Below are 17,464 nucleotides of genomic sequence, written 5' to 3' on the forward strand. Positions count from 1 at the left end.
TCAATGACCTCCCGAACGTCGACTACGCCGGGACGACAACCTGTCGATAAACAGATTCACACCGATAGTCAGGGTGCCGATGGCCAGGGCCGGAATCACGATGGCCGGCGCGCCCTGATTGAGACCGCCGATGTTTTCGCGCACCAGCGACCCGAGGTCGGCATCCGGTGGTTGCACGCCGAGGCCGAGGAAGCTCATGCCGCTGAGCAGCAGCACAATGAAACCGAAGCGCAGGCCCAGGTCGGTCATCACCGGGTTGAGCATGTTCGGCAGGATTTCCACGCACGCGATGTAGAGCCGGCGCTCGCCACGGGTACGGGCCACCTGCACGTACTCCAGCGCTTCGATGTTCACCGCCATGCTGCGGGCGATCCGGAAGGCGCCCGGGGTAAAACTCAGCACCGCTGTGCAGATCAACAGCAACACCGAGGAGCCGAAGGCCGAGACCATGATCAGCGCCAGCATCTTGCTCGGGATCGAGATGAAGGCGTCCATCAAGCGACTGATCACCTCATCCAGCCATTTGGGCGAGACCACCGAGAGCAACGCACAGGTAGTTCCCAGACCGCTGGCCAACACCGCTGAAATCAACGCCAGGCCGACGGTAAAGCGTGCACCGACCAGGACCCGGCTGAGCATGTCGCGGCCCAGGTAATCGGTGCCAAACGGGTAAACGGCACTCAGGCTGTCGAAGACATTGTCGGAGACCACTTCACCCACCGGATGCGGTGCCAGCCAAGGACCGAAGACCGCCACCAACAACCAGATAAAACACATCGCCGCCCCTACCAGACCGAGCCAGGACGGCCCATTAGACACCTTGCCCAGCGCCAGCTCGGGTCCGGCAGGCGCCGATTTCGCAATGAGATCGTTCATTGGTTTCTCAGCCTCGGATTGGAAAGAATCGCACACAGGTCAGCCAACAGAACCAACCCTAGATAGGCCGTACAAAACAGCATGGTGCAGGCCTGGACCAGCGCCATATCCCGATTGGTCACGGCATCCACCATCAGACTGGCAATACCTGGGTAGTTGAAGATTGTCTCGACGATCACCACCCCGCCCAGCAGGTAGGACAGGCTCAGGGCGATGGCATTGGCAATCGGCCCGATCGCATTGGGCAAGGCATGGCGCAGGACGATCCTTACCGGACTCACGCCCTTGAGCCGGGCCATTTCCACGTAAGGACTGTCGAGTTGATCGATCACCGCCGCCCGGGTCATGCGTGCCATCTGCGCGACAATCACGCAGCACAGGGTCATCACCGGCAAGGCGTAGGTACGGATGAATTGCAACGGTGAGGTGATGTCGCTGGCATAAGACAAGGCCGACAACCAGCCCAGATTGACCGCGAAAATCAGCACCGCCAGGGTCGCTACCAGAAACTCCGGCACTGCCACCAGCGCCAGGGTGATAAAGCTGAGGAAACTGTCAATTCGCCCGCCCCGGCCCATGGCCGAACCGATGCCCAGGGTCAACGCCACCGGCACTGACACCAGCGCCGTGACGGCCGCCAGCATCAAGGTGTTGGGTACCCGCCCGGCCATCAACTCGCTGACCGGCATGGCATTGGAGACTGACACCCCCATGTCACCGCTGAGCAGGTTCATCAGCCAATGCAGGTAACGCACCACACCGGGCTGATCCAGCCCCAGTTTCAGGCGCAGCGCCGCCACTTGTTCCGGCGTCGCAAATTGCCCAAGGGCCTGTTGCGCCGCGTCTCCCGGCAGCACCGCCGTAATGGCGAACACCACCATCGACACGATCAACAAGGTCACGATCGCAGCGCCCAGGCGCCGACCGATCAGCCACAGTGTGTTGCTATTCATAGCACTACTCCCGCAAGAACCTACACCCAGCCATCAAGCGTCCAGCCAGACCTGCTCGGCGAACATATACCCCATGAAACCGCCCAGCGGGTTACTGCCATAGCCTTTGACCCGTTGGTCAACGCCATCGATATTGCTGATAAACACCGGAATGCCGATGCCGCAGTGGTCATGCACCAGGGTCTGCATGTCCGCATACATCTTGCTGCGCTTGGCATCATCGGTTTCGCCGCGGGCGAGCATCAGCAACTGGTCGAACTGATCGTTCTTCCAACCTGACTCGTTCCATGGCGCGGTCGACTGGAAGAACTGCGAGAAGATCACGTCGGCATTCGGGCGCGGGTTGATGTTGCCGAAGCTCAGCGGGTGCTTCATCCAGTGGTTGGACCAGTAACCGTCGCTGGGCAGGCGGTTGACATCGAGTTTGAGCCCGGCCTGCTTCGCCGATTGCTGCAACAGCACCGCAATATCCACCGAGCCGGTGGCGGCTGGCGAAGCGGCCAGCGCCATGCTGACGTTGTCCATGCCGGCTTTTTTCAGCAGGAAGCGCGCCTTCTCCGGGTCATAGACCGTCTGCGGCAGGTCGGCGTTGTAGTAGCGCGAACCGGGAGCGATCGGATGGTCATTGCCGACCACCGCAAACCCACGGAACACCGCGGACTTGATCTGCTCACGGTCCATCAGGTGCTTGAGGGCCTGGGTGAATTCCGGGCGTTGGCCGGGCAGCTGATCCTGGCGGACGATCAAGTCGGTGTAGTTGCCCGACGGCGCATCGACAACCCGATGGCCGGCGCTGGCCTTGATCCGCGTGGTCGAACGCGGGTTGACCTCGTTGATCATGTGCACGTCGCCCGAGAGCAGCGCGTTGACCCGCGACGGTTCATCGGCAATCGCGATAAATTCGATTTCGTCCAGGTACGGCAAGCCCGGTTTCCAATAGCCGGTATTGCGCGCGGCAATCGAGCGCACACCCGGTTTGAATTCCTTGACCTTGAACGGCCCGGTGCCGATGCCCTGGTTAAAGTCGGTGGTGCCTTCAGGAACGATCAACAAGTGCGAAACCGCGAGAATCGACGGCAGCTCGGCATTCGGTGCACTCAGACGGATCTGCACTTCGTTAGGGCCGGTCGCCTTGATTTCGGCGAACTGTTCCATCAACGGCATGACCTTGGAACCCGTGGCCGGGTCCTTGTGCCGCGACAGGGAGAACACCACGTCGGCAGCGCTGAGGGTCTTGCCGTTGTGGAAGGTCACATCCTTGCGCAGGGTGATGGTCCACAGCGTGGCATCGGTGTTTTCAATGCGTTCGGCCAGTTCCAGTTGCGGCACCAGATGGCTATCGAAACGGGTCAGACCGTTGTAGAACATGAAGTGCCGTACATAGTCGGTGGACAGTGCACCCCTGGCCGGATCCAGCGTGTCGGCGGTCGAGCTGGACATGCCGGCGACGCGGATCCGCCCACCTGGCTTGCCTTTGCCGGGGCTGGCAGTCTCGTCGGCCAGCAGCTTGCCGGCGGCACCGAACAGGCTACCGGCGCCAGCGGCGGCGACACCGGCCAAACCGAGCATTTGCAACGCATTGCGGCGTGACATACCGCGATTGAGGCCTTCGAATACCCGCAGGCTTTCTTCGCCTGAAATCAGTTGAGGGTCGACTTTGTTGTCAGTCATATCAGTTCTACCTGTCGATAATGAGAAGGGCTCGCGGTTGTCCGGAGCGTCCTGGAAACGCAAACGACGGTGAAGCAACAACATCAACTCAATGCAAATAATCCTGAAACCGGTAATAGGCACCCACCAGCGGCAAGAACCAGGGCTTGCCGAAATGCCCGGGAATCGCCGGCCAGTCCAGTTCGCGCCAAGGGTTGGCCTCGACCTTGCCATCCATGACCTCAGCCATGACCTGGCCCATGTGCACCGACATCTGTACCCCATGGCCGCTATAACCCATGGAGTGATAAACCCCGCCATGCTGGCCGGCACGCGGCAGCCGGTCGGACGTCATGTCCACCAGCCCGCCCCAGCAGTAGTCGATTTTCACCGAGGCCAACTGCGGGAACATCTGCACCATCGCCGCGTGCAGCACCTTGCCGCTCTTGGCGTCGGAGCTGCTGTTGGACATGGCAAAGCGTGCCCGGCCGCCAAACAGCAGACGGTTGTCCGGGGTCAGGCGAAAGTAGTTACCGATCATGCGGCTGGTGACATAGGCACGCCGGGTCGGCAGCAATTGGTCGATCAAGGCCTGAGGCAGGACCTCGGTGGCGATCACGAAACTGCCGACCGGCACGATCCGCCGCCGATACCAACCCAACCCACCGTGCTGACAGGCACCGGTGGCCAGCAGAATCTGCCGGGCTTGCAGCGAGCCCTTGGCGGTGTTGATTTGATAGCCGCCGGCATTGGCTTTCCAGTCCGTCACCGGCGTGCCTTGGTAAATCAACGCCCCGTGCCGTGCCGCCGCCTCCGCCAAACCGACGCCAAAACGCCCGACGTGCATCTGCACCCCGTTGCGCTGCAATAAGCCACCGTGGAACTGGGCCGAATTGACCTCAGCGCGGGTTTGTTCGGCGGACAGCAACTGGACATCGGCATCGACTTCCCGGCGAATCAATTCGCAGGTCCGCGCCAGCCCCTCGTAATGCAGAGGCTTGGCGGCGAGCTTGAGCTTGCCGTTACGCTTGAGGTCGCAGGCGATCTGCTCCTGCTCCACCAGCGAAACGACGCTCTGCACGGCGCTTTCATACGCCTGGTAATACGCCCGCGCCCGGTCGGCACCGAGGCTGGCACTCAGGGCCGCATAGTCCTGGGCAACACCGGTGTTGCACTGGCCGCCGTTGCGCCCAGAGGCCTCGCCGATCACCCGGCCAGCCTCCAGCACCACCACACTGGCGCCCTTCAAGGCCAACGCACGGGCCGCCGCCAGGCCAGTGAAACCGCCACCGACGATAGCCACATCGACCTTCCCGGGCAGCGCACCGATCTGCGCACCGGTGAATGCCGGTGCGGTGTCGAGCCAGTAGGATTCACTGCGCATGTCTAACCCGCCTATGCCAAAAAGAGTGCCTTGAAGAGTGCCCATGACCACTCAGAGACCGACCAATGCGGCCAGCCCACCGATGTCGGGGATCTGCTGATAGCCGTAGAACGCATTGGCCGGAACTTCGTGACCCCGGGCGACGAAGGCCTTGTTCTTGATCTTCATGTCGTGAGCCGGGAACAGGTCGTAACGGAAACTCGAAGACACATGCAAGATGTCTTCCGGGCCGCAGTTGAGGTTGTCGAGCATGTACTCGAATGCGGCGAGGCGAGGCTTGTAGGCTTGCGCCTGTTCAGCGGTGAAGACTTTATGGAAAGGCGCGCCGAGTTTGTCGACGTTGGACATGATCTGGCTGTTGCTGGCGTTGGAGAAAATTACCAGCGGGATCTTGTCAGCGATTTTCGACAGGCCGGCCGGCACGTCGGCGTGCGGGCCCCAGGTCGGCACGGCGTCATAGTAGAGCTGGCCTTCGCCACGGTACTCAACCCCCCAACGCTTGCAGGTCCGCGCCAGAGCCGTCTTGAGGATCTCGTCATAAGGCATCCAGTCACCCATGACCTGGTCCAGACGATAGGCGGAGAAGTCCTTGACGAACTGATCCATCTGCTCGGGCACAACGCGATCGGCGAACAGCTCGCGAGTCATCGTTCCCATGTGGAAGTTGGTCAGCGTACCGTAGCAGTCGAACGTAATGAATTTAGGTCGAAGAAAGCTCATTGAGTGCGGTCCTGAAAGTTCGTTGAGGTCATGGCGTGACAAGCATTCGCTCCGTTCAGAGAGCCGTAATGCAGCGCCGCATCACACCGCCATTACACCACCGTGAAATCAGCAGATGGCGTTAAAAGCGCGGGCTGCTCGATACAAACCACCGTTTTACGGGTCGCCCTCAGCAGACTTTGCGGGACGCTCCAGGCTTGGGCAAGCCCCGTATTCATGCGCTCTTATGGGCCCTTATAACGCTGCAAGGCTCAAACACGAGCTCCAGTACCGCAGAACCTGCGCCGGCCTGAACGAAAACGGGCGCTTCCCTGAGGAAGCGCCCGTTTAGGTGAGGGTCTATCGGTAGCTTCTACGGTTTTGCGTACATCTCTTATCTCAAGGGTGAATCGGCTTTTGATCTGCTGTTGATCTGCTTTTGATCTTGATCTACCCGCCCCTTCGGCAGGCCGAGTGGAGGTGTTCATCAGGGGGTTGGCGCGAAGCGCCGTCAGCGAAGCTGACCCCGCCGCATTGCGGCGCCCCATGATGGGCACCGGAGCGAGGGAACGCGGAGCCTTAGCGACGTGCCGTACGCTCGGGGCGAAGCCTTTGGGTTACTTTTTGGCGTCTGAAAAAGTGACACGCTGTAAGAGCGGAACCATAAGTGGCCGTTACCGCAGAAATGGATATGTACATCTGCAAGAGACAGGTCGGCTGTCAGGCCGCCATCGCGAGCAGGCTCGGCTCCCACAGTGGATCTGTGTACATCCGCAGGAGACAGGCCGGCTGTCAGGCCGCCTTCGCAGGCAAGCCAGCTCCCACATTTGATCGGTGTACATCCGCGGGAGACAGGTCGGCTGTCAGGCCGCCTTCGCAGGCAAGCCAGCTCCCACGGTCGATCGGTGTACATCCGCGGGAGACAGGTCGGCTGTCAGGCCGCCTTCGCAGGCAAGCCAGCTCCCACATTTGATCGGTGTACGTCCGCGGGAGATAGGCCGGCTGTCAGGCCGCCTTCGCGAGCAGGCTCGGCTCCCACGGTCGATCGGTGTACATCCGCAAGAGACAGGCTGGCTGTCAGGCCGCCTTCGTCGGAACGCCGCCCGGACCAATCGAGCGTCGACCGGCTGCTCCTACAGCCCAGCGATATCAATCAACACACTCTTAAACCGCAAATTAGCTTCAAACGCCTCACGCCCCAAATCCTTACCAATACCAGAACGCTTATAGCCCCCAGTCGGCAAAATATAATCGTTGCTACGCCCATAACGATTGACCCACACCGTCCCGGCCTCCAGACGCCGAACCAGACGCAGGGCACGATTGATATCAGCGGTATGCACACCCGCCGCCAGGCCATAGGTGGCATGCTCAGCCAGACTCAACGCCTGCTCCTCATCATCGAACGCCTGAACCGTCAGCACCGGGCCGAATATTTCCTCGCAGACCGCCGGATTCTGATTATCCAGCCCCGCCAGCAACGTCGGCCGATAATAAGCGCCGCCCAACCCCTCGAACACACCGCCCCCGGTCAGCACCTCAGCACCCGCCTGGCGCGAGCGCTGGACGATGCCGTCGATGCGACTGGCTTGCAGCCGGGAAATGATCGGCGACAAGGTGCTCTCCGGCGACCAGGTCGGACCGGGGCGCAGCTCCTCGAAATACGCCCGCAAATGCTCGACAAAAGGCTCCATGACCGAGCGCTGGATCAGCAGCCGTGAGCCAGACACACAGACCTGTCCGGCATTCCCGGTAATCGCCAGCGCCACAGTGCGAGCGGTCTTCGCCAGATCCGGCACATCGGCGAACACCAGTTGCGGGCTCTTGCCGCCGAGTTCCAGCGTGACCGGTTTCGGACCGACCAGCGCACAGGTGGACATAATGCTCGACCCGGTGGCGGTGGAACCGGTAAAGGTCACCTTGGCCACACGCGGATGGCGGCACAAGGCATCACCGGTGACGCGACCATCACCCTGAATCACGTTGAAGATCCCGGCCGGAATTCCCGCCTGCAGCGCCAGTTCGGCGAAACGCAGACTGGAGAACGGGGTCAGTTCCGAAGGTTTGAGGACCACGGCATTTCCTGCTGCCAATGCCGGGGCCACTTTCCAGGAGGCCATGCTCAAGGGGAAATTCCACGGCGCGATGGCCGCAATGACGCCGTAGGGTTCGGCGATTTGCATGCCCAACCGATCAGTCTGGGTCGCCGCGACCTGGCCGCCATGCTTGTCCGCCAACTCGGCAAAGAAGCGAATGCCTTCGGCCACGTACGGAATATCCCAGGCCAGCACATCTTTATGTGGACGGGTCGAACCCACGGCTTCCAACGGCGCCAGGATCGCCGTGTCGGCCTCGATCAGATCGGCCCAACGGCGCATGACCCGCGCCCGTTCACGGGGCGGGCGACTGGCCCAATCGCTACGGGTAAAGGCCTGCCAGGCATTGCTGACCGCTTCATCCACCAGCTCGGCATCGGCAATCGGCAGCTGGGCATAGACCTGGCCATCCGACGGTCGCGCCACCTCCAGTCCCGGTTGAGCATCGCGGTATTTCCCGGCAATGAAATGAGCGCTGCGCACAGCGATAAGGCGAGGATCGAAGCTATCCATGGAGCACTCCAGAAGGCGGCAAAGACGTGTTCAGCGAGTCACGAAGTCAGGCCTCCATCGTAGAAAAAAAGCCCAAGCATTTGCTGCCGACCTTGGGCTTCATTTAAGTAGTAAGTGTGGTCTGTCGGCCCGCCGCTCACGGAATCTGCCGAATCCGCTTGAACCCCTTGTCAGGCCGCAGCGCAGATGGGATACAGGCACCATCGCTGAAGAAAACCTGTCGATCGCGCTCACCTCTCAATGGAGACTCGCCATGTCCGCCTCGCAACGTCCTGCTTATCTCTATCGCCCGATGACCGCTGCCGATGTCCCGGCAGCCCATGCCTTGTCCGTCCAGTTGAAGTGGCCACATCGCCTGGAAGACTGGGCCATGTTGCAGCGCGTCAGCGAAGGTTTCGTCGTCGAGGATGGCGGCCGTCTGATCGGCACCGCATTCGCCTGCCCGCAGGGAGATTTCGCCACCATCGGCCTGGTGATCGTCAGCAATGACTATCAGGGCCAAGGCATTGGTCGACAATTGATGGAGCAGGCGCTCGAGGCCTGCGGGTCGCGTACTGCTGTGCTGAACGCCACACTGGCAGGCGCCCCGCTGTACGCCAGCCAAGGGTTCATCGAGTTCGGATTGGTTCAGCAGCATCAAGGTCAGGCGCAGGTTCCTGCGCCCGTGTCTCTGCCAGCCGGGGAACAGTGCCGCCCGCTGCGCAAGGCTGATCGGGTTCGCCAACTGACGCTGGCCAGCGCTGGCAGCGGACTGGACCGGCAAACCGTGCTCGATGATCTGTTCGATGCCGTCGAACATTCGGTCGGCATTGAGCGTGACGGTCAGTTGCGCGCCTTCGCCATGCTGCGCCCCTTTGGCCGCGGTCGCGGCATTGGCCCGGTCATTGCCGAAAACCTCGAGCAAGCCAAACACCTGATCGCGGTGTTGCTGGCCCAGGTACCGGACGCCTTCGTACGCATCGACATCCCGGCTGGTAGCGGGTTATCCGAATGGCTGGAGGAAGCCGGCCTGAAGCAGGTCGACACGGTTGCGCAAATGGCTCGCGGAACGCCACCACAGGCTGTTGGTATCGTCCGCCAGTTTGCCCTCGTGACTCAGGCCATTGGCTAAGCGCCACGCGCTCTGAAACAACCGGTACAGCCGGCATCACCTACAACCTGGAGCCTCACCCATATGTTGAACCCCACCGTCCTGCTGTTGGCCTGCGCTGACGGCAGCAGCGTCCCCACGCCCTTCCAGTCCGCACCTTTGAGCCCCGTCGATCCTTTTAGCCAGGGGCGAAAAGTCGCCTACAGCGGGCCTGATGGTGTGTCTGCCGGCGTGGTGCAAGCGAGCGGATCGCTCACTGTCGATGATTACCCCTACACCGAAGTGATCGTGGTCCACTCTGGGCATCTTGTGCTGCAATCTCTGGGTCAGACACTGGAACTGGCTCCCGGCGCAAGCGCGGTGATCGGCTACGGCACGGCGCTCCAGCTCGAAGCCCACGCCAATACCCTCTGGGCATTTTGCGCCGTCACCAGCCCGGTCGCCGAACGAAACCCGGGGCTGACAGCCCTCGACCCACTGGCGATGCTCTCCCCCTCGGCCGCACCGGAACCGCAGATTCTGATCGGCCCCACCCCCCAGTGCCGCTCACGCAATGCCTTCGAGGACAACACCACCGAGCTACGCGTCGGCGTCTGGGATTCGACGCCCTACAGCCGCCATGGTCGACCGCACAAACTCAACGAGCTGATGCACCTGATCGAAGGCAGCGTCACGCTCCAGGCGCCAGACGGGACGAGCCTGACGGTCAATACCGGTGACACGGTATTCGTGCCCTATGGCGCACCGTGTTCATGGACCAGCACCCGGTATGTTCGCAAGTTTTACGCAGTCAAGTGATTCGTTCCGCAGGCAGATTGACGATCTCGAAAATCGCGCCCTCGATACCTAACACTTCACGGCTGTCCGAATAGATGCCCACGCCCTTTTCCCAGACGTTCTTGAGGGTGTTGTCCGCACAGCGGATCCGGTAGCGAAGTTCATAAGGCTGATGCCGAGACAAGGCGTATTGAACCTCGCGCCAGACGTAATCGGCATCGTCCGGGTGGATCAGGCTGTTATAGGTGAAATCGTGGCTGTCCATCAGCCGTTCGGCGGCATAGCCCGTCAGTTGCAGGCAGCCGGCGCTGACGAACTCCATGGTCCAGTCGTGGTTGTTGCGGCCGCGATAGATCAGCCCGGGCAGGCTGTCGAGCAGGCTGAGGGCGCTGCGTTGACTGGCCTGCAAGGCAATTTCGCGGCGCTTGTGCTGGGTGATGTCATTGACCACCAGATAGAACGTGAGGTCGCGGCGCTTGAGGCTGATATCGAACCAGCGCAGGTCTCCCTGAGGATGGACGAAGCGCAAGCGCTGACTGAAGGAAATATCCGGCCGATGGCGCAATTCATAGAGCGCCTGACGCCACAGGGAACGGTCTTCCTGATGCACATAATCCACGACGTTGCACCGATCGCCCGGCGGCTCCATCAAGTCGGTCCAGGCCGTGTTGAAATGAGCGATCTCGCCATTGTCCTTGAGTTCGAGCAACGCAATGGGGAATACGTCCAGGGGTTGTGACGCCTGCCGGCCAAACACCGACTCAAGGGTTGAAGCACGTTCGTCTGCCATTAATGACGCTCCTTTGTTCTCAATGACGCGACCTTGTGCACCCAGGCCGCCAGCTCCAGTCGCGAACGCAAGTTGAGCTTTTGCAACAGGTTCTTCACGTAGATCTTCACCGTGCCGTCGCTGATGCCCAGCTCCCGGCCGATCTGTTTGTTACTCATGCCCGAGGCGATCAACGCCAGGGTTTGCCCTTCGCGATCGGTCAGGTTGTCGTCTTCGATCTTTTCCAGCGGTGCGTCGATTTCGCTGTGCCCGGCCAGCAGCGAGACCAGGTAATCATCCAGGACAATCGCGCCTTTGCTGCAATTGCGCATGTACGACAGCAGCGCCTCCGGCTCGGTCTCTTTCAGCACATAGCCACTGGCGCCGAGGCGCAACGCCGTCAGCAACTCGGCGCGATCCATCGACGCGGTCAATACGACAATCTGGCACTCGAGGCCCAACTGCTTGATCTCGTCGAGGACCTGTAAACCGCTCAAACCCGGCATGTGCAGGTCCAGCAGCACCAGTTTTGGGGTCAGCTGCACGGCGAGGTTGATCCCTTCCCTGCCGCTGGCGGCCTGGCCCACCACATCGAAGTCATCACTGGCATCAAACAGTTGCGCCAGTCCTTTACGGAACAAAGGATGGTCATCGATCAACAATAAGGTCGTGCTGTTCATCGAAGTGCCTCTGCGGGTCGTCATTGTTCTGGATAAGGCTCAAGTGCACGCGAGCGCCATGGGGCCGAATGGTTTCGATGGTCAGTTGCGCACCGATGGTCGATGCACGTTCGCGAATGATCACCAGCCCAAAGTGGTTTTCTTCCACCGACGCCGGGCTCAAACCGATCCCGTCATCCTCTACAGTCACCGTGATTTCGCCCTGGGCCTGGCGCAGTTCGATCCGTACATGCCGGGCATGGGAATGGCGCACTACATTGGCCAGTGCCTCGCGAATGATCTGCAAAATCTGCAATTCGGTTTCCGGGTACAGCGCATCCTCGGCCAGACGGTTGTCCAGCTCGAACACGATGATGCAGCGTCGGGAAAATTCGGCCACTGAGTCTGCCAGGGCCTGGCGCAGCGAACGGCCGTCCATGGTCAAGCGCGCGCTGGTGATCAATTCGCGCACCTGACGCTGCAAATGGCTCAACCCACCGCGCAACTCGGCGAGCAATGGCGCGGCCTGCTCTGGCTCGCGCAGCTTGCCCTGCATCAGGCTGGCCTGAAACGACAGATAACCCAATTGCTGTGCCACCGAATCGTGAAGCTCACGGGCCAGCGCACCATGCTGGAACGTGGCCTCCTTGCATTGCTGCTCACGCTTGTGCCGCAGCAACTGCACGCCCACGCCCAGCCCCCGCGCCGTCTCCCCGAGCAACCCATGAAACCCGCGACCGGCCGCGCGCGGCGTGTCCAGCAGCAACACCCCGCGCCTGCCGGGTGCGATGCCGGGCAGCACGCTGAGCAGTCGATAACGTCCACGGCTCTGGCAGGCCGTACAGCGCTGCGGCACCGCGGTCACCGCACCGGCGCGCCACGGGCAGTTGGACGTTTGATCGCAGGGGCTGAGCATGGCCCGGCGGGTGGGGCCGAAATCCTCACCGGTCAACAACAAGCCGAGTTTGCTGCCGGGGTTCAGTGCTTCGAATCGATCAAGAAAATGCGACAAGGCATCGTCTGCGTCGGCCAGGCGCAGCGGCAGTTCGGCGAGCAATGCCCGCACGCTGTCCACCTGACGTGGCCGCGAACGCAGTAACCAGTGCGTCCACCTGCCGGGTCGCATTCGAGCTTTCAATGACATTCGCCTGCCTTTTGAGAAACCGTGGCATTAGTCGAGCAACTTCCATGCCTTGCCCGCTACAACCCACGGACTACCCCCAAAGAGATATCTCTTTTTCCAGATTGAACGGTAATTCCTTTCGGGAAACTATCTTCCCCAGCAAGAAACAACGCCCCCGATTCCGAGCATGACCAAACGCCGGAAAACAGCGCACCAGACTGAGGCTCGATGCCCGGCTTGCGCACCAGATCGGGACGCTCATTCGCTCAACCATGTTGAAACGCTGGACAGCCAGGAGGGTTGCAATGACTGAGACACAAAGCGCTGCGCCGTACAGACCCCAGAGTGTGCCGGTGTACCGCGAACCGACGCTGCGCTCCCATGCGCTGCATCACATTCTGGTGACGCAAACGGCGACAGCCGCGGCGCTTGGGCGTCTGATCCAGAGTTTCGAACAGCCGGGATTGCCCACTCCCCGGGTGCTCTGCGCTGCGGTGAATGACTTCGAACGCCAGTTAAAAGCCTTGCTCGACGCCGCCGCAGTCGGCACCCAACTGTACGTCCTCGGCGACGAAGCCTTTCTTTGGCGCATCCACGGTATGGCGCGCACTGCCGGAATGCACAACGAAGAGATCGACTTGATCGAATCCGGGCCGGTGCTGCGCAGGGTGTTTTGCGTGCACTGCGGTTGCGTTCAGGACAGCGGTCCGCAGGCGGTAGTTTTCTGCGGCAATTGCCAGGTCCATTTGAGTGTGCGCGAGCATTTCTCCCAACGCCTGGGCGCTTATCTGGGCGTTTGCGAAAATCCCGATCAGCCTTATGCGCAGGCTCAATCATGAGCGCGGCACTGGAGGTGCAGGTCGTCGATGCAAGGATGCTGACACCGGTGATTCGCGAGTTCACCTTTGCCAGCCGCTCTGGACGGTTGCCGGGTTTTTCCTCGGGCAGTCATGTTCAGGTCCATCTGCCATTGGCCGAGCGCAACCTGCGCAACGCTTACTCGCTGATCAGCGACCCGGCCGACACGCGTCACTATCGCATCGCCGTGCGCTTGCAGGACCACTCGCGGGGTGGCTCACGATACCTGCATCAGCAGGTGAATGTCGGCGACACCTTGCGCATTTCGCCCCCGGCCAACCTGTTCGCCCTACATTCCACCGCTCGCCAACACATCCTGATTGCCGGCGGCATCGGCATCACGCCGTTCATGGCCTACATCAGCGCGCTGGAACAACGCAGCGCCGACTTCGAATTGCATTACGCCTACCGCAAACACCTGACGGACGCCTATGCCGACGAGTTGCAGCAACGTCTGGGATCACGCCTGCATCGCTATGACGGTAGCAGCGGCGCAGCCCTCGACCTTGCGGCGATTCTCAGCGACCGGCCCTTGGGCAGTCATGTCTACGTCTGCGGCCCGGAGCGGCTGTTGATGGGTGTTCGCGAACAGGCCAAATCCCTCGGCTGGCCGCCGGGCCGGGTCCATTGGGAAGCCTTCAGCGGCGCGGAACCTGGGCTGCCGTTCAGTCTGGAACTGGCGCGCAGCGGACGGCGGATTCAGGTGAGCGCCGAGCAAAGCCTGCTCGAAGCCCTGGAATCGGCCGGCCTGGAAATCCCCAACCTGTGCCGTGGCGGGGTCTGCGGGCAGTGCGTCACGCGCCATCTCAAAGGCGATATCGATCACCGCGACAGCGTTCTGAGCAGCACCGAGCAGGCCGAGTTTCTGATGCCCTGCGTTTCACGCGGCTGCGGTTCTTCCGTTTTGCTGGACCTTTAGGAGTCGACCATGACCGTTCAATTCAGCCCTCTGGAAAGCTACCGGGACACCTTCAGCTTTCGCAACAGCGCATCGGCCATCGAGCGTTTCCCGTTTCCATTCACCGAAGACAGCTACATGTACTCGGTGAACATCGAGCCGGCGCGTGCCAAAGAACCGGGCTCGGTGTACCAGCACTGGTTCGATATTGACGAGCATTGCCTCTCGGAAATGGCCGAACGCGCGCTGGTGCTGGACAAGGACCCGCGCCGCTACCTGGTGATGCCACATATGCAGGAAGCATCGTGGGATGCCTTGCAAATGTTCATGGAGCATCTGGCCGCCGACTATCCGCAGTGGTTCGAGCTCAGTTGCGACGGTAACCGCTGGCACTGGTGCAACAAAGCGCTGGGCATCGATCAGGCATTCGTCTTCGGCGATGCCTCGACCCTGCCCTGCGAGCCGCTGGAGTTCATCACCCGTCAGGTCCAGGGCGACATTGCGCTGCTCGATCAGCGTGACGGTGACCTGTTCATGGACGCCGGGATGGTCACCAGCCCCGCCGATTGGTCGCTGGCCTTCGATGCCGGGATGAGCTTCAAGCAATGGCATTCGCCGGTGCCGATGGCGAACCAGATGGGCGTGTTCGACCGGGCGCTGAAGTACCTGCTCAACGTTCAGGTCGATCAACCGGTGCGCCGTTTGAACTGGACGCTGACGATCAATCCGCGCCTGGATTCGTCCCCCGAGACCTACCACGAATGGGGCGCCGAGCGCGGCAGCATCACCGATGAAAACGTCGGCCAACTCGTCCACCTGCGCGTGGAGCTGCAATTCATGGCCCGTCTGCCCCGCAGCAACGGCCTGATGTTCAGCATCCGCACCTACCTGATCAGCATGAACGAGCTGGTCAGCCATCCCGGTTGGGGCCGTCGCCTGCACCGGGTGCTGCGGGACTTACCCGAGCCGATCGCCGAATACAAAGGCATGACCCGTTATCGGCAGACGCTGGTGAACTGGCTGAGCCAGTTCGACCCGGCCTGAAACACCACGACCCCACCCATTCAGACAAGGAATCACGATATGGCCAACTCCTGGCGTATTTCCGCACTGGCCGAACGTCACCGCGCGCTCGGTTCACAGCTTGAAGACTGGAACGGCATGGGCACTGCCTGGACCTACAGCTCGGACCTGGCCGACCACCATCAGGCGATCCGTACCCGCGCCGGTCTGATGGATGTCTCGGGGCTGAAAAAAGTCCACTACGTCGGCCCCCACGCCGAAAGCCTGCTGCAATGGGCGACCACCCGTGACATCGCCAAGCTGTACCCCGGCAAGTCGGTCTATGCCTCGATGCTCGACGACGACGGCAAGTTCATCGATGACTGCATCGTCTACCGCACCGGCCCCAACGCCTTCATGGTGGTGCACGGCGCCGGCACCGGCTACGACATGCTGGTGCGCTCGGCTCAGGGCCGGCAGGTTGCGGTGCTGTTTGATGACGACTTGCACGACCTGTCGTTGCAAGGGCCGCTGGCCGTGGATTTCCTTGCCGAACACGTCCCGGGCATTCGTCAGCTGCCGTACTTCCATCACCTGCAAACCAAACTGTTCGGCCGTCCGGTGATGATCTCCCGCACCGGTTACACCGGCGAGCGCGGCTACGAAATCTTCTGCAAGGCGGCCGACGCTCCGACCCTGTGGGACGAAATCCTCGAACAGGGTGCGGGCATGGGCATCATCCCGTGCGCCTTTACCGCCCTGGACTGGTTGCGGGTCGAAAGCTCGCTGATGTTCTTCCCCTACGACAACTCGCAGATGTACCCCTTCGCCGATCAAAAGGCTGGCGACACCCTCTGGGAGCTGGGCCTGGATTTCACCGTATCACCGGAGAAACAGGACTTTCGCGGTGCCGATGAGCACCGGCGCCTGCGCGGCAAAGAGCGCTTCAAGATCGCCGGCATCCTGCTCGAAGGCGCCCGCGCCGCCAACGCCGGGGACACCCTGTGGCAGGCCGGCAAACAGGTGGGCGTGATCACCTGCGGCATGTATTCGCGCCTGAGCAAACGCTCGATGGCCATCGCTCGTATGGACGCCGACTGCGCCGCCCCCGGCTTCGCCCTGCAGGTGCGCGGCAGCCTCGAAGCGTCGGCGGTCACCCACGCCTTGCCGTTCGATGACCCGGAAAAAACCAAACGCACTGCCAAAGGTTGATTGAACGCCAATCACGCATCTCAAGGGAGACCTCGATGGACACGCCACACGAACATTACATTCTCAAGATCAGCTGCCCCGCCGCCTCCGGCATTGTTGCCGCCGTCACTTCATGGCTGGCCGGGCAAGCGTGCTACATCAGCGAGCTGTCGCAATTCGACGATGAATTCACCGGACGGTTTTTCATGCGCGCGGTGTTTCGTTTCAACAAAGGTGTGGTCGGCGACATCGCCCCGCTGCGCCTGGGCTTGAACGAGTTGGCCGGCGGTTTCGATATGCAATGGCAGCTGTTCAGCTCAGCTCAGCCGACCCGCGTGTTGCTGATGGTCAGCAAGTTCGACCACTGCCTGACCGACCTGCTGTATCGCCATCGCAAGGGCGAAATGGACATGCGGATCACCGCCATCGTCTCCAACCACCTGGACCTGCGGCCGATGGCCGAACGTGAAGGGATCCGCTTCATCTACCTGCCGGTCAGCAAAGAGAGCAAGTCCCGCCAGGAAGCCGAACTGCTGCGCATCGTCGAAGAAACCGAGACCGATCTGGTGGTGCTCGCCCGCTACATGCAGATCCTCTCCGATGACCTGTGCAAGCAGCTGTCCGGCCGGGCGATCAACATCCATCACTCGTTCCTCCCCGGTTTCAAGGGCGCCAAGCCCTATCACCAGGCCTACGAGCGCGGCGTGAAACTGATCGGCGCCACCGCCCACTACGTCACCTCGGACCTCGACGAAGGCCCGATCATCGAGCAGGAAATCCAGCGCGTCGACCACACCTACCTGCCCGATGCGCTGGTCGCCATCGGCCGTGACACCGAAACCGTCGCACTCTCCAAAGCCCTGAAATACCACCTGGAACACCGGGTGTTCATCAACCAGGACAAGACGGTGATCTTTCGCTGAGCG

16 protein-coding genes are annotated in these 17,464 nt (G+C 61.4%); 7 read left to right on the top strand and 9 right to left on the bottom strand.

Features of this window, described 5'->3' with window-relative positions:
* The 6 genes from ACN1C3_RS10010 to ACN1C3_RS10035 form a co-directional block, all read right to left on the bottom strand.
* Complete coding sequence (locus tag ACN1C3_RS10010; protein WP_419115650.1) at positions 1-876, bottom strand: ABC transporter permease; 876 nt, start codon at positions 874-876, stop codon at positions 1-3.
* Entirely contained in the window at positions 873-1,829 is a 957-nt protein-coding gene (locus ACN1C3_RS10015; RefSeq protein WP_419115651.1) for an ABC transporter permease, read from the bottom strand. Before ACN1C3_RS10015 ends, ACN1C3_RS10010 begins: the two co-directional genes overlap by 4 nt.
* Before the next feature lie 33 nt (positions 1,830-1,862).
* On the bottom strand, positions 1,863-3,500 hold the full coding sequence (locus ACN1C3_RS10020; protein ID WP_419115652.1) for an ABC transporter substrate-binding protein: 1,638 nt from the start codon (positions 3,498-3,500) through the stop codon (positions 1,863-1,865).
* An 88-nt stretch (positions 3,501-3,588) separates the two neighbouring features.
* Positions 3,589-4,863, bottom strand: a complete 1,275-nt coding sequence (locus ACN1C3_RS10025) for an NAD(P)/FAD-dependent oxidoreductase (RefSeq protein ID WP_419115653.1) — start codon at positions 4,861-4,863, stop codon at positions 3,589-3,591.
* A gap of 51 nt (positions 4,864-4,914) precedes the next feature.
* Positions 4,915-5,583, bottom strand: a complete 669-nt coding sequence (locus tag ACN1C3_RS10030) for a haloacid dehalogenase type II (protein ID WP_419115654.1) — start codon at positions 5,581-5,583, stop codon at positions 4,915-4,917.
* 1,112 nt (positions 5,584-6,695) lie between these two features.
* Positions 6,696-8,171, bottom strand: coding sequence for an aldehyde dehydrogenase family protein (locus ACN1C3_RS10035; RefSeq protein WP_419115655.1), 1,476 nt, complete (start codon positions 8,169-8,171; stop codon positions 6,696-6,698).
* 253 nt (positions 8,172-8,424) lie between these two features.
* On the opposite strand from ACN1C3_RS10035, the gene ACN1C3_RS10040 reads away from it, so the two are divergent.
* Together ACN1C3_RS10040 and ACN1C3_RS10045 are read left to right on the top strand one after the other, a co-directional pair.
* Positions 8,425-9,282: a GNAT family N-acetyltransferase gene (locus ACN1C3_RS10040; RefSeq protein ID WP_419115656.1), complete on the top strand. Its 858-nt coding sequence runs from the start codon at positions 8,425-8,427 to the stop codon at positions 9,280-9,282.
* A 63-nt stretch (positions 9,283-9,345) separates the two neighbouring features.
* Positions 9,346-10,059, top strand: a complete 714-nt coding sequence (locus tag ACN1C3_RS10045) for a cupin domain-containing protein (protein WP_419115657.1) — start codon at positions 9,346-9,348, stop codon at positions 10,057-10,059.
* Here ACN1C3_RS10045 and ACN1C3_RS10050 read toward each other — a convergent pair.
* Genes ACN1C3_RS10050 through ACN1C3_RS10060 form a run of 3 tightly spaced genes read right to left on the bottom strand, consistent with a single transcriptional unit; the run spans position 10,052 to position 12,592 of the window.
* Entirely contained in the window at positions 10,052-10,828 is a 777-nt protein-coding gene (locus ACN1C3_RS10050) for a PAS domain-containing protein (protein WP_419115658.1), read from the bottom strand. The genes ACN1C3_RS10045 and ACN1C3_RS10050 overlap by 8 nt on opposite strands.
* On the bottom strand, positions 10,828-11,487 hold the full coding sequence (locus tag ACN1C3_RS10055) for a response regulator (RefSeq protein ID WP_419115659.1): 660 nt from the start codon (positions 11,485-11,487) through the stop codon (positions 10,828-10,830). The genes ACN1C3_RS10050 and ACN1C3_RS10055 overlap by 1 nt, the downstream gene beginning before the upstream one ends.
* Positions 11,456-12,592 carry a sensor histidine kinase gene (locus ACN1C3_RS10060; RefSeq protein ID WP_419115660.1) on the bottom strand — a complete coding sequence of 379 codons (1,137 nt, stop codon included), beginning with the start codon at positions 12,590-12,592 and terminating at the stop codon, positions 11,456-11,458. Before ACN1C3_RS10060 ends, ACN1C3_RS10055 begins: the two co-directional genes overlap by 32 nt.
* A 302-nt stretch (positions 12,593-12,894) precedes the next feature.
* On the opposite strand from ACN1C3_RS10060, the gene ACN1C3_RS10065 reads away from it, so the two are divergent.
* The 5 genes from ACN1C3_RS10065 to purU are packed head-to-tail and all read left to right on the top strand — an operon-like array spanning position 12,895 to position 17,461.
* Positions 12,895-13,428, top strand: a complete 534-nt coding sequence (locus tag ACN1C3_RS10065) for a dimethylamine monooxygenase subunit DmmA family protein (protein ID WP_419115661.1) — start codon at positions 12,895-12,897, stop codon at positions 13,426-13,428.
* Entirely contained in the window at positions 13,425-14,366 is a 942-nt protein-coding gene (locus tag ACN1C3_RS10070) for a PDR/VanB family oxidoreductase (RefSeq protein ID WP_419115662.1), read from the top strand. Before ACN1C3_RS10065 ends, ACN1C3_RS10070 begins: the two co-directional genes overlap by 4 nt.
* Before the next feature lie 9 nt (positions 14,367-14,375).
* Positions 14,376-15,389 carry a heme-dependent oxidative N-demethylase family protein gene (locus ACN1C3_RS10075; RefSeq protein WP_419115663.1) on the top strand — a complete coding sequence of 338 codons (1,014 nt, stop codon included), beginning with the start codon at positions 14,376-14,378 and terminating at the stop codon, positions 15,387-15,389.
* A 39-nt stretch (positions 15,390-15,428) separates the two neighbouring features.
* Complete coding sequence (locus ACN1C3_RS10080; protein WP_419115664.1) at positions 15,429-16,559, top strand: aminomethyltransferase family protein; 1,131 nt, start codon at positions 15,429-15,431, stop codon at positions 16,557-16,559.
* Positions 16,560-16,594: 35 nt separating this feature from the next.
* Positions 16,595-17,461, top strand: coding sequence for a formyltetrahydrofolate deformylase (gene purU / locus ACN1C3_RS10085; protein WP_419115665.1), 867 nt, complete (start codon positions 16,595-16,597; stop codon positions 17,459-17,461).
* Positions 17,462-17,464 lie beyond the last annotated feature (3 nt).

The sequence above is a fragment of the Pseudomonas sp. H11T01 genome (assembly GCF_048515765.1).
In the GTDB taxonomy this organism is placed as follows: Bacteria; Pseudomonadota; Gammaproteobacteria; order Pseudomonadales; family Pseudomonadaceae; genus Aquipseudomonas.